Source organism: Pseudomonas putida (assembly GCF_028682395.1).
GTDB classification, from domain to species: Bacteria; Pseudomonadota; Gammaproteobacteria; order Pseudomonadales; family Pseudomonadaceae; genus Aquipseudomonas; species Aquipseudomonas putida_AB.
In genome coordinates this window covers 290,031-303,734 of sequence record NZ_JANHLC010000003.1, presented here as the reverse complement: position 1 = coordinate 303,734, position 13,704 = coordinate 290,031, and the positions used below count along the sequence as shown (strand labels likewise).

At 63.9% G+C, this 13,704-nt stretch carries 12 protein-coding genes; 9 read left to right on the top strand and 3 right to left on the bottom strand.

The features are described 5' to 3' along the window. The first annotated feature begins 43 nt into the window (after window positions 1-43). The 4 genes from NPS46_RS09655 to NPS46_RS09640 all read left to right on the top strand — a co-directional run bounded on the left by NPS46_RS09655 (window position 44) and on the right by NPS46_RS09640 (window position 5,207). Window positions 44-2,053, top strand: coding sequence for a CocE/NonD family hydrolase (locus tag NPS46_RS09655; RefSeq protein ID WP_274106543.1), 2,010 nt, complete (start codon window positions 44-46; stop codon window positions 2,051-2,053). Between the two features lie 83 nt (window positions 2,054-2,136). After that, the gene (locus NPS46_RS09650; protein WP_274106541.1) at window positions 2,137-3,072 is read left to right on the top strand and encodes a LysR substrate-binding domain-containing protein; all 936 of its coding nucleotides are present in this window, start codon (window positions 2,137-2,139) and stop codon (window positions 3,070-3,072) included. Window positions 3,073-3,106: 34 nt separating this feature from the next. Continuing rightward, a complete protein-coding gene (locus tag NPS46_RS09645; protein ID WP_274106539.1) occupies window positions 3,107-4,387 on the top strand; it encodes an MFS transporter in 1,281 nt (426 codons plus the stop codon). Between the two features lie 523 nt (window positions 4,388-4,910). Further along, on the top strand, window positions 4,911-5,207 hold the full coding sequence (locus tag NPS46_RS09640; protein ID WP_274106537.1) for a helix-turn-helix domain-containing protein: 297 nt from the start codon (window positions 4,911-4,913) through the stop codon (window positions 5,205-5,207). Here NPS46_RS09640 and NPS46_RS09635 read toward each other — a convergent pair. Further along, complete coding sequence (locus NPS46_RS09635; RefSeq protein WP_274106535.1) at window positions 5,204-6,508, bottom strand: sensor histidine kinase; 1,305 nt, start codon at window positions 6,506-6,508, stop codon at window positions 5,204-5,206. The genes NPS46_RS09640 and NPS46_RS09635 overlap by 4 nt on opposite strands. Beyond that, a complete protein-coding gene (locus NPS46_RS09630) occupies window positions 6,501-7,190 on the bottom strand; it encodes a response regulator (RefSeq protein WP_274106533.1) in 690 nt (229 codons plus the stop codon). Before NPS46_RS09630 ends, NPS46_RS09635 begins: the two co-directional genes overlap by 8 nt. Before the next feature lie 174 nt (window positions 7,191-7,364). Between NPS46_RS09630 and NPS46_RS09625 the strand changes: the two genes are divergently transcribed. From NPS46_RS09625 to NPS46_RS09605, 5 genes are read left to right on the top strand one after another with little or no spacing between them, the layout of a single operon-like run. After that, window positions 7,365-9,461, top strand: a complete 2,097-nt coding sequence (locus NPS46_RS09625) for a TonB-dependent receptor domain-containing protein (RefSeq protein WP_274106531.1) — start codon at window positions 7,365-7,367, stop codon at window positions 9,459-9,461. Between the two features lie 32 nt (window positions 9,462-9,493). Then, window positions 9,494-9,799: a hypothetical protein gene (locus NPS46_RS09620; protein WP_274106529.1), complete on the top strand. Its 306-nt coding sequence runs from the start codon at window positions 9,494-9,496 to the stop codon at window positions 9,797-9,799. Beyond that, on the top strand, window positions 9,796-11,406 hold the full coding sequence (locus tag NPS46_RS09615) for a PepSY-associated TM helix domain-containing protein (protein WP_274106527.1): 1,611 nt from the start codon (window positions 9,796-9,798) through the stop codon (window positions 11,404-11,406). Before NPS46_RS09620 ends, NPS46_RS09615 begins: the two co-directional genes overlap by 4 nt. Then, a complete protein-coding gene (locus NPS46_RS09610; RefSeq protein ID WP_274106525.1) occupies window positions 11,403-11,726 on the top strand; it encodes a DUF3325 domain-containing protein in 324 nt (107 codons plus the stop codon). The genes NPS46_RS09615 and NPS46_RS09610 overlap by 4 nt, the downstream gene beginning before the upstream one ends. 11 nt (window positions 11,727-11,737) lie before the next feature. Continuing rightward, window positions 11,738-12,454 (top strand): DUF4198 domain-containing protein, encoded by a 717-nt coding sequence (locus tag NPS46_RS09605; protein ID WP_274106523.1) that lies wholly within the window; start codon window positions 11,738-11,740, stop codon window positions 12,452-12,454. A gap of 139 nt (window positions 12,455-12,593) precedes the next feature. Here the strand turns inward: NPS46_RS09605 and feaR are convergent, their stop codons facing one another. Then, window positions 12,594-13,511, bottom strand: coding sequence for a transcriptional regulator FeaR (gene feaR, locus NPS46_RS09600; protein ID WP_274106521.1), 918 nt, complete (start codon window positions 13,509-13,511; stop codon window positions 12,594-12,596). Window positions 13,512-13,704: the final 193 nt, after the last annotated feature.

The following is a 13,704-nucleotide window of genomic DNA, read 5'->3' as shown; positions in this document are numbered from 1 at the left end:
TGGTGCAGCGCATCGACTTGAATTCTGTTTTTTGGAGTAAGCCATGGAAGTCGTCACCGAATTTGCCCATAAGGTCCGGGAAATCGAGCATTGCTTGATCCCGCTCAGCGATGGCACGCAACTGGCCGCGCGTATCTGGATGCCGGAAACCGCCGGTGCCCAGGCCTTTCCGGCGATCCTCGAATACTTGCCGTACCGCAAGCGTGACGGCACCGCCGTGCGCGATGCCCTGACTCATCCCTGGATGGCCGGCCAGGGTTACATCTGCGTGCGCGTCGACATGCGCGGCAATGGTGAATCCCAGGGGCTGATGGCCGATGAGTACCTGTTGCAGGAGCAGAACGACGCTCTTGAAGTGATCGATTGGCTGTGCGCCCAGGCCTGGTGCGACGGCAACGTCGGCATGATGGGGATCTCCTGGGGCGGTTTCAACGGCCTGCAAGTGGCGGCTCGCCAACCCGAAGCGCTGAAGGCGATCATCACCCTGTGCTCCACCGATGACCGCTACGCCGACGATATCCACTACAAGGGCGGCAATCTGCTGCTGGAGAATTTTGGCTGGGCCGCGACCATGCTTAACTTCAGCGCGGCCGTGCCCGACCCGCTGCTGGTCGGCGACGCCTCGCGCGCCATGTGGCAGGAGCGTCTGGACGCCATGCCGCTACTGGCCAAGACCTGGCTGCAACACCAGACCCGTGACGACTACTGGCGCCACGGTTCGGTCTGCGAGGATTACTCGGCCATCAAGGCCGCGGTCTATGCCGTGGGCGGCTGGGGCGATGCCTACAAGAACAGCGTGCCACGGTTGATGGAAAACCTGTCCGGACCGAAGAAATCCATGCTCGGGCCATGGATTCACAAATACCCGCACTTCGCCGTGCCCAACCCGGCCATCGGTTTCCTCCAGGAAGCCAAGCGCTGGTGGGACCACTGGCTCAAGGGCATCGACAACGGTGTGATGGACGAACCGGCCAACCGCTTTTACCTGCAGGATGTTCTGCCACCCAAGGGCAGCTACGCCGAGCGTCTGGGGATCTGGGTCGAGACTGCCGGCTGGCCCGATCCGCAGATCCGTTGGACCGACTACAGCCTCGGCGCCCAGGGCCTGGCCCCGGGCAACGCGGCGCTGGATCAGGCGCGCAGCATTTGCTCGCCGCTGACCACCGGCCTGCACCAGGGCGAATACTGTGCGATCTGGTTTGGCCCCGATGGCCCGACCGACCAGCGGCGGGACGATGCCCAGTCGCTGTGCTTCGACTCCGCACCGCTGACCGACACCCTGGCCCTGCTCGGTGATGTGCGCCTGAACCTGCGCTTGAGCAGCGACACGGCCTGCGGTCAGTTGGTCGCCCGCTTGAACGCGGTGGCGCCGGATGGCCAGGTCACACAGATCACCTACGGCGTGCTCAACCTCAACCTGCGCGATGACTTCGCGACCCTGACGCCACCGGTGCCGGGTGAGCCGATGTCGGTCCGCCTGACGCTGGACCAGGCCGGGGTTCGTGTGCCGGCCGGTTACCGCCTGCGCCTGGCCCTGAGCACGGCCAGCTTCCCGCTGCTGTGGCCAAGCCGCGAGTTGACCACCCTGACCCTGTTGCCCGAGCTGCAAAGCGTGCAACTGCCGGTGTTCACCGGCCCGGCAGTCGAGTCGCCGTTCGAGGCGCCGCAATGCTCGACGCCGGCGGCCCTGGAAACCATCCGTGCGGCAGCGCCCAAGCGGACCCTGATCGAAGATGTCGGTAGCGGCGAAGTCTGTGTGCGCATCGAAGACGACCTGGGCGCCATGCGCTTCCTCGACCATGGCTTGTGGGTCGACCAGCGTTGCACCGAAGAGTACCGCAGCCTGCCGTGGGACCCGCTGTCGGCCCGTGCCGATATCCAGTGGCATTACCGTGTCGGTCGCGATGAGTGGACGGTGGAAGTCGACAGTCGGCTGCATATTCATGCCGATGGCGAGTGGTTCCATATCGAAGCCGAACAGGTGGCGCGCGAGAACGGCGAAACCGTTCATCGTCGCCAGTGGAACGAGCGTGTGGCACGGCTCGCGCTCTGACGCCGGTAATGGCAGGATGCGCGCCATTGTGAGGCCTGCCTGGCCCCGGTTTGCCGGGGCCATCGATTGTTTCTGGAAATGCCATGTCCCGTCGTAATGTCGATCTTCCGCCGCTCAACTGCCTGCAGACCTTCGAGGCTGCCGCGCGGCACCTGAGTTTTACCCAGGCCGCCCACGAGTTGAACCTGACCCAGAGTGCGGTCAGCCGGCAGATCAAGCGGCTGGAAGAAGACCTGGCACGTCCCCTGTTTCACCGCCAGGCGCTGGGCATCAGCCTGACGCCTGCCGGTGAACGTTATTTCCGTACGGTCCAGCGCCTGTTGCGCGAGCTGGATCGCGAGTCTGCCGAACTGCGTCGCCGTGGCGCTGATCGGCAACTGACCCTGGCCAGTACGCCGACCATCAGCTCGATCTGGCTGGCGCGCCTGCTACCCGAATTCCAGAGTCTGTACCCGGACCTGGATATCCGCATTCTGTGCAGCGAAAGCCCGACCCACCTGGATGTCAGCGAATACGACCTGGGCCTGTTCTATCACCTCGACGAACTGCCGGCGCCCCACGGCCTGGAACTGTCGCCGGTGTTCGAGAGCGAGGAGGTGGTGAGTGTCTGCAGCCCCGAGTACCTGCAACGACGCGGGCCGATCCATGACCCACAGCACCTGCTCGAAGCCCATACGCTGCTGATTGTCGAGGACCACTACCACGACTGGCTGACCTGGGCCGACTGGTTTTCTGCGGTCGGCGCCGGCTACAGCACCCCGCGCCAGGCCCTGCGCACCAACAGTTATCAGCTGTTGATGCAGTCGGCCATGATGGGCCAGGGCGTGTCCCTGGGCTGGCGCAGCCTGCTCGAAGGCGAGCTGGCGTCCGGACGCCTGCAACTGGCGCTGCCCGACAGCATGCTCAGCCGGGGCCGCCTGTACCTGATGCAACCGCACCATCGCAATCCGCCGCCGGCGGTGCGCAGCTTTCGCCACTGGTTGCTGGAATATTCCAGCGCCGGCTTACCCCGAACCTGACCTTCCACCCCTCGCGTAGCTTTCGACTGCCGCCATGAACCTGACCCTGCTGACCTTTCCTGCGCTGTACGGCGCGACCATCCTGATGCTGATCGGCACAGGTTTGTTTTTTAGCTTTATCGGCCTGCGCCTGACGGGGGAAGGCGTGAGCGAACTGTGGATCGGTGCGCTGACCGCCGCCTACTACGCCGGTATGGTCTGTGGCGCCAAGTTCGGCCACCGGATGATCGCCAGCGTCGGCCATGTGCGCTCCTATGTGGCCTGCGCCGGGGTGGCGACCATCATCGCCTTGCTGCATGTCCTGTTCGAAGCGCTGGAGTTCTGGCTGGTACTGCGCTTTATCACCGGGTTGGTGATGATGAACCAGTACATGGTGATCGAGAGCTGGCTCAACGAACAGGCGGAAAACCATCAGCGTGGCGCGGTGTTTGCCGGCTACATGATTGCTGTGTCCCTGGGGTTGATGCTGGGGCAGGGCGTGCTGGTCTGGCGTCCGGAGCTGGACTTCAAACCGCTGCTGATTGTTGCCATCTGCTTCGCCGCCTGCCTGCTGCCGGTCGCCATGACCAAGCGCCTGCACCCGGCCAAACTGACGGCGGCGCCGCTGGAAGTCGGGTTCTTCTGGCAGCGGGTGCCCCAGGCCCTGACCACGGTGTTTGTCACCGGGCTGATGATCGGTGCCTTCTATGCCCTGGCACCGGTCTTCGCCACGCTCAATGGGCTGGATACGGCCCAGGCCAGTACCTTTGTCGCCGTGTCGATCTTCGCCGGCCTGTGTGGGCAATGGCCGATGGGCTGGCTGTCGGACCGCATTGATCGCTCGCGCCTGATCCGCTGCTGCGCCGTGGCCCTGGGGCTGGTAGTGATTCCCTTGTGGGGGCTGATCCAGTTGCCCTATGCCTTGCTGCTGGTCTTCGGCTTTTTGAGCGGCATGCTGTTGTTCACCCTGTATCCGCTGGCGGTGGCGCTGGCCAATGACAACGTCGAGCAGGCCCGGCGCGTGCCGTTGAGCGCCATGATGCTGGCGACACACGGCATCGGCGCCTGCCTGGGCCCGATCATTGCCGGCGCGCTGATGAATCTCTATGGCCAGAGCGCCTTCTACATGCTGTTTTCCGGCTGCGCACTGCTGCTGATCTGGCGCGTGCAGCCCAAGCATGTCACGGGGGAATACCTGGTCGATGGCGCACCGCTGCACCACGTGGTGATGCCCGAACACCCGGTGGGCACCATGGCTGCAATCCTCGATCCACGGGTGGACGAGATCCCCGAAGAACTGGTGATCAGCCCCGAAGCCGAGAAACCGGCGGTATAGGCCACAACCCTTGCCCTGAATCCCTGGTAGGAACGGGCTTGCTCGCGCCTACCGGTGACCTCGTGAGCTTATCGATTTGGCGGGCTTGCAGGCGGGCTCTAAATGCCCGGCGCGTGGCTCACCCGCGACGGATGGCGGCCAGTCAGGCGCTTTCACACGATGCAAGGTAATCCTCATGTTTGGCGGTTATTCGGCTACGTTCTGCGGTCGTTTGTAGGCGCGGGTGTGCTCGCGCGCTGCCGGGCCTGAGATAAACCCGAGAAACGCATTCAGCTATCGCTCAGATTCGCTCAGTTTTCCCCTGGCTCGCGTTGGCCAGGGCTTGAGCCATACTCTGCCCAGCGGTACTGAAGCCTGCCTGCGTTATGACGCTCAATCGCGCAGCGACTTCCTTGACCAGGGCGCCTTCCTCAAGGCGCGCTGGGCGTTCTGAAAGCACCGGCGCACGCACCGGGCGCCGCACCAAGGGCGGCACTGGCGTGTGTGGCCTCACTGCCACGGCATCTGAACCTGCGGGTTTCCCATGACACAATCCTTTCCTTTGGTCTGTACTGAGATCCTCGGCCGGATCGGTCTCCACGTAAAACAAAAACGCCTTGGGGCGAAGCTGCGTCAATGCGATCTGGCCCAGCGCATCGGGGTGTCGACGCCGACCATCGGCCGGGTCGAGGCGGGTGAAAGCGCGGTGGAGTTGGGCACCTTTATCCAGGTGCTGGCGCAACTGGACATGCTCGACGAGGTCTTTCGCCGACTGGAGGCGCCGCCTGCTGTCGAACTGCCGCGGCGGGTGCGCCTGAAGAAAACCGCGCAGGCTAGCTAGCCGCCGGGCAGGGTGATGCGCACACAGGTGTGAGGCGCGTCGACAAAGGCCACCTGGCCCCCGGCGTTCTGCACGATCTGGCGCACGATGGCCAGGCCCAGGCCGGTGCCTTCACTGCTTTGGCTGCCTTTGCGAAAGCGCAGAAACAGCGCTTCGCGTTCCTGTTCAGCCAGGGCCGTACCCTGGTCGCTGACTTCCAGGCGCAATTGCGGGTCGGCACGGTACAGGCGCACGTGCACAGTTCCCTGGCCATGCACCAAGGCATTTTCCAGCAGGTTGCTCAAGGCCTCGCGCAGTTGATCCGGGTTGCCCGGGCATTCGCAGCCCTCGGCAATGTCGACCTCCAGCGTGCGTCCATGGGCCTCGAACAGCGGCAGCAGCGCGGCGCTTGCTTCGCGGGTAACGCGCGACAGATTGGCCCGCTGGGCCGTCGCCTTGCCTTCGGCGGCTTCGCCTTCCTGCCGGGCCAGCTCCAGCAACTGCCCGACCAGGCGGCGCATCTGGCGCATTTCCATTTCCAGGGCTGGCCATTGCAATTGTCCGCTGCGCCGCCCGGCCTGCAGGCGCAGGTCAAGGACCGTCAACGGCGTGCGCAGCTCGTGGGCCGCATCGGCAACAAAGCGGCGCTCAGCGGTGTAGGCCGCAGCCAGGCGATCCAGCGCCGTATTGGCGGCGGCGGCCAGGGGCGCGATTTCACTGGGCAAGTGCTCCAGGGGAATGCGCTGCTGCGGGTCCGCGGGGCCGATCTCGCGCGCCAGTCGTGCGGCGGCGCGGACCGGACGCAGGGTCCAGTGCAGCAGCAACAGGATCAGGCCCAGCGACACCAGCCCGATGGGCACCATCAGGATCAGGCTGTGATGCAGGCGGGCGGCCAGCAGTTCGCCAATCACCTGGCGTTCGAGGTTGTCTTCCTTGGCCACCATCAGGGTTGCGCCATCGCTCAACTGCACCGGCACGCTGACCACCCGGCCGCTAAAGGCGCTCCAGCGCAACCAGCCACTGTCGTCATTGGCTTGCTTAAGGCGGCGCGGGCGTTGCAGGTTTTCCGACATCCACAGCAGCCGCCCATCGGCGGCGTACAGCGAGTAGGACAGTTCGCCACCGGCATAGCGGCGCGGCAGGCTCGCCGGGTCGTTGCTGGTGGTAAAACCGTCGGCAATCACCTGGGCTTCGATGGTCATGACGCCGCGCCGCAACTCATCCCGAGTGCCATACAGGTAGATCGCCAGATTGCCGAAGCCCAGGGCGAACACCAGCAGCATGGCCGTCAGCAGCCGCCAGCGCAGGCTGCGCCTAGCCATGGTCGATCTCTAGCAGCCGATAGCCGAGCCCGCGCACGGTATCGATGCGGCAGTGGGCGCCGATTCCCGCCAGTTTGCGGCGCAGACGCGAGACCAGGGCTTCTATGGCGTTGGGTGTGACTGGCTCGTTGAAGGCATAGAGGCGCTCCTCCAGCCGCTCCTTGATCACGATGCGTGGGGCGATGCGCAGCAACTCTTCGAGCAGCATGGCTTCGCGGCGGGCCAGCACCACGACGTCCGGGTGGGCGTCAACGCTCAGGTGTCGGGTGTCCGGCTCAAACACCAGGTTGGCGCAGCGCAACTGGGTGTTTATGCGGCTGCCGGGGCGCCGTAGCACGGCGCGTAGACGGGCCTCCAGTTCGAGCATGTCGAAGGGCTTGAGGAGGTAGTCGTCGGCCCCGGCATTGAGCCCCGCGATACGGCTGTCCAAGGCATCGCGGGCGGTGAGGATGATGCACGGCAGGTCGGCGTTGACGGTGCCCCGGCGCTTGCCCAGCAGGTCCATGCCGTCCATGTCCGGCAGGCCGAGATCAAGCAGCATGGCGTCATAACTGCCCAGTTCCAGCAGGGCCTGGGCGGCCTGGCCACTGTCGGCGGCATCCACGGCAAACCCGGCCTGGGCCAGATGATCGATCAGCAAACCGCGCAGCGCCCGGTGATCCTCGACAACCAGCACTTTCATTCAGATCGATCCACGCAGGAAAACGGAGGCGCCCAACCGGCGCTTAAAGCGAATGATTTGCATCTCGTCAGGTTCTGGTCAGCTTTGGCTGGCACCATGCAGGCCTAAAGAAGCAATTGATACAGCTTATTATTTTGATTTGCAGTATTGCAAGAAATCCTGGGAACGCTGTTTATGAACCGGCACTGTCGCGGCACCGTTTATTCCTCGCTCTTTGTTCGCCACCCACTGGCCGTGGCCACGGCTCTGGTCAGCCTGGGCCTGACCTTTGGTACGGCCCAGGCCGATGAAAAAGAAGAACCTTCGACCGTCGCGGCCAGCGCGCCGATGGAGATCGGTTCGACCGTAGTCACGGCCTCGGGCTTTAGCCAGGACGTGCGCGATGCGCCGGCCAGCGTGTCGGTGATTACCCGCGAAGAGTTGGAAACCAAGCAGTTCCGTTCCCTGGCCGATGCGGTGCGCAACGTCGAAGGCGTGAGCATCATCGGCGGCGACAAGGGCTCGATTTCGATCCGTGGCATGGAGTCCAGCCATGTGCTGATCCTGGTCGACGGTCGTCGGCAGAACACCAGCCAGGTCACGCTCAAGGGCGGTACCTCCGAAGCCCTGGGCATGAACTGGATTCCACCGGTCGAAGCCATCGACCGTATTGAAGTGGTACGTGGGCCGATGTCGACCCTCTATGGCTCCGAAGCCATGGGCGGGGTGATCAACGTGATCACGCGCAAGGTGGCCACCCAGTGGTCCGGCTCGATCTCCGCCGACCATACCTTCCAGGACACGTCCCGGGCGGGCGACAGCACGCAGATGGACGCCTACCTGTCCGGCCCTCTGGTCCAGGATCGCCTGGGCATCCAGTTGTGGGGCTTTGACAAACAGCGCCAGGAGGACCGGATTTTCGACGGCTTCTCCAAGTCCGACCGCCAGACCGGCACCGCGCGCTTGTGGCTGACCCCTGACGAGCAACAGGAATTCATGTTCGAAGCCAGCCGCACCGAGCAGGAGTTCTGGAACACCCCGGGCAAGACCCTGGCGCCCAACACCGCCAAGAACAACAACCAGTACACCCGCGATAGCTACACGCTGGCCCATACCGGCAACTGGGATTTCGGTACCACCGACCTGAGCCTGTACCGCGAGGAGGCTGTGCGCGAAAGCGATATCCAGACCGCCAGCCAGCAGGTTACCCCCGAAGTCACCAATACGGTGTTCGAGGGCAAGATCAGCTTGCCGTTCGACCGTCATATGTTGGTCGCCGGCGCGCAGTGGAAGAAGGACGAGCTTGAGACCGACGGCTATTTCGCCAGCCCCGAGGGCAATGGCATCGGCACGTCGGTGACGGAGAAATCCCTGTTCGCCGAAAACGAGTGGAGCGTGACCGACACCTTCAGCCTGACCGCCGGCATCCGCCTGGATGACAACGAATTCTTCGGTCGGCACTGGACTCCACGATTCTATGGGGTCTGGCATCTCAGCTCCGACTGGACGCTCAAGGGCGGCGTGGCGCGTGGCTTCAAGTCGCCGGACATCACCCAGATCAACCCGGCCATCGGCCTGCCGCAACGCGGTGGCGCCAACACCTGGGGTAACCCGGACCTGAAGCCGGAGAAAAGCGAAAACCGCGAGATCGGCCTGTACTACGACGCCGGTGGTCCGTTCAGCGCCAACATCACGCTGTTCGATACCGACTACGAGAACAAGATCGCCAATACCGGTACGCGCCAGCTGTATTACCCCGATGGCACGCCCGTGCCGCCGGACCCGATCACTGGCCGTATCTACAGCACCTACTTCAACATCTCCGGCGCCACCGTGCGCGGCGTGGAAACGGCAGCGGGCTACCGCTTCAACGAGCGTCTGAAGCTCAAGGGCCAGTACACCTACCTGGACTCCAGTGTCGAAGGCGACACCACGATTCTCGGTTTTGGTTATCCCTTGTCCGATGGCCAGCCGCTGGTGGCCACGCCCATGCACTCGGGCAGCCTGACCCTCGACTGGCAGATTCTGGAGTCGCTGAGCAGCTTTGCGACCACCAGCTATCGCGGCGAGGAAACCAGCATTCAGTGGGGCAAGGGCGGCTCGGTGATCGAAAATACCCAGGCCATCACCACCGTCGATATCGGTACCACCTGGCAGGCCACGCCCGAGCTGACGCTGAGCCTGGTGGGCTACAACCTGACCAATAAAGTGCGCGAAAAGGAGGTCGACACTGACTACTCCTATGCCGAAGACGGCCGGCGTTTCTGGGTCAAGGCCAACTACACGTTCTGATTCGCAGCGGCGTGCGCGCCGGGGGTAAACCCATGAAGCAAACCCTCGACCGTTCGCCAGAGCGGTCCCGCCTGCCGGCAGCGGTCGCCGCCCGCGCGGTGCTGGCGATTCTGGGCGGCTATGCCTTTGCCGCGCTGGCGGCGGCGAGCCTGAGCGTAGCGCTGCCGGGACCGCGCCCGCAGGCTGTGATGGGCGCGACCATGCTCGCCTTTGTGTTGTATTGCGCCATGGCCATCTGGGCCTTTGCCGCCGCCAGTGTGGCCCGCGCCTGGTGGGTGGCGCTGATGTGCGCTGCGCTGCCAGCGACCCATCTACTGATCAGGGAAGCGCTGCAATGAAGGCCCTCGGTTTTCGTCAGGCCAATGCCTGGCTGCACACCTGGACCGGCCTGTTACTGGGCTGGTTGCTCTATGCGGTGTTTCTGACCGGGACCTTGAGTTTCTTCCAGGAAGAAATCAGCTTCTGGATGAAGCCCGAGCAACATGCCTCCGTACCGGACAGCCAGACCGCCCAACGCATCGCCGAAAAGATGCCGAGCCTGGCGCCGAATGCGGCGCAATGGAGTGCCACTCTGCCCGGCGAGCGCAACGCGGCGGTGCAGGTGCAATGGTTCGACCAGGGCCAGCCGTTCGCTAAGGGCGGCGGGCAGCGGGCCACCCTGGATGCCGGCACTGCCGAGCCCCTGCCGGTGCGTGAAACCCGTGGCGGCGGTTTTCTCTATCGTTTCCATTTCGAGCTGTACGGCATGCCGCGCCTGATCGCCCGCTGGATAGTTGGCGCGGCGACCATGGTGATGCTGGTGGCGTTGGTCAGCGGAGTGATCACCCATAAGAAAATCTTCAAGGACTTCTTTACCTTCCGCCCACGCAAGGGCCAGCGCTCCTGGCTGGACGCGCACAACGCCACGGCGGTGCTGTCGCTGCCGTTTCATTTCATGATTACCTACAGCGGTCTGCTGCTGCTGATGTTTATGTTGATGCCTTGGGGCGTGGGGAGCGCCTATCGCGGTGACACCCAGCAGTTCTTTGCCGAGAGTGGCGGTCGGGGTGGCCGCGGGGCGCCGCCCGGTGGTGGTGAACGACGTCAGCCCCAGGAAGCAGCGCCGCTGACCGACTTCGCGCCCTTGCTGGCTCAGGCCGAGCAGCGCTGGCCTCGTGGTATCGGCTCGATCAGCGTGAGCCATCCGGGCCTGGCCAATGCCGTGATCGAATTGCGCGAGCGCGGTGGCGACAGCCTGATCGACCGCGGTAACAGCGAGCGTCTGCGCTTTAACGGGGTCACGGGGGCGCTTATCGAGGCGCCGCCCAGCCCGGCGATCAGCACGACCAATGCAATCTATAACGTCTTGACCAGCCTGCACCTGATCCGCTTTGCCGGTGCGCCGCTGCGCTGGGTGTTTTTTATCGCCGGCTGGCTGGGCACGGCGATGATTGCCACGGGGTTGGTGCTCTGGGTGGTCAAGCGCCTGCCCGAGCGGCAGAAAACCGGGCGCACGCCCCTGGGGCATCGGCTGGTGGAGGTGCTCAATGTCGGCACCATAGCCGGCCTGCCCGTGGCGATTGCCGTGTACTTCTGGGCCAATCGGCTGTTGCCGGTGGGCATGGCCCAACGCACGGACTGGGAGATCCGTAGCTTTTTTATCGCCTGGTTGCTGTGTCTGATTCACCCGCTGTTTCGCCGTCATAAACAGGCTTGGCTCGACCAGCTCTGGGTCGGCGCGGCGCTGTTCGCCTGCCTGCCACTGTTCAGTGCTGGCCTTGAGCACAGTCATTTACTGGCCAGCCTCGTCCGTGGCCAATGGCTGCTGGCGGGCATGGACCTGACCCTGTTGGCCAGTGCGCTGGTGCTGGGTTATGCGGCCTGGAAACTCAAGCGCCATCAACCGCTGCAACGACCGCAACGCGCGCCTCGCCCGCAGGTTGCCCGCCAGGAGCGTGCGGCATGATCTGGTTCAGCCTGGCGCTGTGTTTCAGTGGCTTTAGCGCGCTGTGTCTGGGGACCGAGCGTCATTACACGCACGTGTTCGAGAACCGGCCGACATCAGCCCGATGCCGGGCCTCGCGCCTGTTGGGCTGGCTGTTGCTGGCCGTGGCCATTACCCCTGCTGTGCAAGCGTTGGGTCCTTCGGTGGGCCTGGCCATGTGGACGGCCCTGCTGGGCCTCGCGGCCACGGTGCAAATGCTGTTGCTGACCTATAAACCGCGACTGATCGTGCCGCTGGCCCTGGGCGCGCCGTCGCTGACCTTGTCGTTATTGCTGCTGTGAAGGAGAGCCGCTTGATCAAGCCCATGGTTGTGACTGTCGCCCTGTTGGCCCCGTTGTTGGCCCAGGCCCATACCTTTGTAGTCAAGCCCGCCGAGGCCCGGGTTGCCGCTGGCGAGCCGGTGCAGTTGGCGGTACTGATGACCGAAAGACTCTTTAGCAGCGAGCGCCTGCTCAAGGTCGATGAGGTTGAGGTGCGAGTGCTGGCCGACGGCAAGCTGTCGGTCGTCGAACTCAAGGCCGATAGCGCCGACAAAACCCTGGAGGGTGAAATCCGTGCGCCAGCGGGCACGTTGCTGGTGATGGCCAAGGCAGCCCCGCGTTATCGCGCCATCGAGAAGGGCGAGCAAACCCAAGACCCGGCCAAGACCCTGCGCATCGAAGCCTTCTCCAAGGCCCTGGTCAATCTCAAGCGCGGCGACCAAGGCTTTGCGGCCACCAGCGGCGACCGCCTGGAAGTCGTCGCGCTGGACAATCCGGCCGAGTTGAAAGGCGCGGGCAGCCTGCGTGTGCAGGTGCTATTCGACGGTAAACCGCTGGTGGGCAAAGTGCAGGCGCTCAGCCCGGACCGCCCACGGGTGGTGGCCGAGACCGATGCCCAGGGCATCGCCAGCTTGGCCCTGGAGGGTGCGGGATTCTGGGTGGTGCGTAGCAGTCATCATGTTGACGAAACGGATGCGCGCAGTCGCCGTTATGAAGCCAGCGCCAACCTGCTCTTCGCCATTGAATAGCTGCCAGTTTTTGTCGGTGTGTCCGTTCGGCAGCAAGGCTGCCGGACGGGTTCTTTGCAGGGCCGTGAAGTTGGGCATGAACCCGAGCACTCAAGGGCAATAGCAGGCGGCGTTGATGCGGGGGATGGATTAGCCAATCTCAATCGCGCAGCAGCGCCTGCTCTCGGTAGGACTTGGGTGAGACGCCGTAGTGCTGCTTGAACAACCGTGAGAAGTGCGCCGAGTCGGTAAAGCCCCAGTTGTAGGCAATGGTGGTGATCTGCAGCGTCGCGCTACGCGCGTCACGAAGTTCGCGGGCACTGCGCTCCAGGCGCTGGCGCTGGATGTAACGGCAAATGCCATCGGCTTCGAACTGGCGATACAACTGGCGCACCGACACATTCAAGCGAGCCGCCAGTTCGATGGGCGTGGGAGCGTCGGGCAGGGCGTCGTTGATCATCCGCTCGGCCTGGCGGCGCAGTGAGCGATCTTCCTGAGGCAATCTGCCGCCCAGCAGGCTCGGTTGCAACAGGGTGATCAGTGCATCGCGCAAGGCCTCGCCATGTTGACCATTACTGGGCAAGCCGGTGTCGCTGGCGGCGATCTGTTGCAGCAGGCCCTTGAGAATGCGGCCGCTCAGGCCGTCCTGGTCGAGTTTGCCAAAGCGCTGCGCGGCCACAGGCAGGATGCGGTCGACCGCCTCGCGGTTCAGGTGCACCGACAATTGGTTGACCAGCCCTTGGGGGCGCATCTCGAACGCCTGGGCCGAATCGAGCAGGGCAATTTCGCCGCTGTTGAGGATGAACTGCTCCGTGCCACGATCAATCGCCATCACGCCATGGCGTTGCATGACCAGAAAGTAGAACTGGTCGTCGCCGCGGTCGCTGTTACCCCGTTCGCGGCGGATCGAGCTGGCGTTGATATGGATATCAGCGACATTCAGGCCACCGAAATCGTGGTGCAGGATATCGCCGATAAAGGTCTCGTCCCGCTGTGCCCGCCGGGTCACGAAGCGCCCGCAGACGGCCTGGACGGATTGGTTCCAATGGTCGAAATCGTGTTGAAACTGCACGCTCACGGGGCACCTCGTGTCATCACCAGGGTGTTTTTGGTGCGCAGGTGGGGTGTTTCTGCACACGCTTTATTTAGTGGAATATTCAAGCATTTTTCGGGCCGACTCCTTAAAGCTGGCAAGGGATGCGGGCGATTATCGGTCGGCGGATTTTCGGCAAAAAAAAGGGCCGGTCCGGCAGCGCCGAACCGGCCCTTCA

What these genes read in the sequence shown, in the direction of transcription:
- NPS46_RS09645 (WP_274106539.1), top strand. Translation starts at nt 3,107, where the DNA reads ATGAACCTGACCCTGCTGACCTTTCCTGCGCTGTACGGCGCGACCATC.
- NPS46_RS09640 (WP_274106537.1), top strand. Translation starts at nt 4,911, where the DNA reads ATGACACAATCCTTTCCTTTGGTCTGTACTGAGATCCTCGGCCGGATC.
- NPS46_RS09610 (WP_274106525.1), top strand. Translation starts at nt 11,403, where the DNA reads ATGATCTGGTTCAGCCTGGCGCTGTGTTTCAGTGGCTTTAGCGCGCTG.
- NPS46_RS09655 (WP_274106543.1), top strand. Translation starts at nt 44, where the DNA reads ATGGAAGTCGTCACCGAATTTGCCCATAAGGTCCGGGAAATCGAGCAT.
- NPS46_RS09625 (WP_274106531.1), top strand. Translation starts at nt 7,365, where the DNA reads ATGAACCGGCACTGTCGCGGCACCGTTTATTCCTCGCTCTTTGTTCGC.
- NPS46_RS09635 (WP_274106535.1), bottom strand. Translation starts at nt 6,508, where the DNA reads ATGGCTAGGCGCAGCCTGCGCTGGCGGCTGCTGACGGCCATGCTGCTG.
- NPS46_RS09630 (WP_274106533.1), bottom strand. Translation starts at nt 7,190, where the DNA reads ATGAAAGTGCTGGTTGTCGAGGATCACCGGGCGCTGCGCGGTTTGCTG.
- NPS46_RS09620 (WP_274106529.1), top strand. Translation starts at nt 9,494, where the DNA reads ATGAAGCAAACCCTCGACCGTTCGCCAGAGCGGTCCCGCCTGCCGGCA.
- NPS46_RS09615 (WP_274106527.1), top strand. Translation starts at nt 9,796, where the DNA reads ATGAAGGCCCTCGGTTTTCGTCAGGCCAATGCCTGGCTGCACACCTGG.
- NPS46_RS09650 (WP_274106541.1), top strand. Translation starts at nt 2,137, where the DNA reads ATGTCCCGTCGTAATGTCGATCTTCCGCCGCTCAACTGCCTGCAGACC.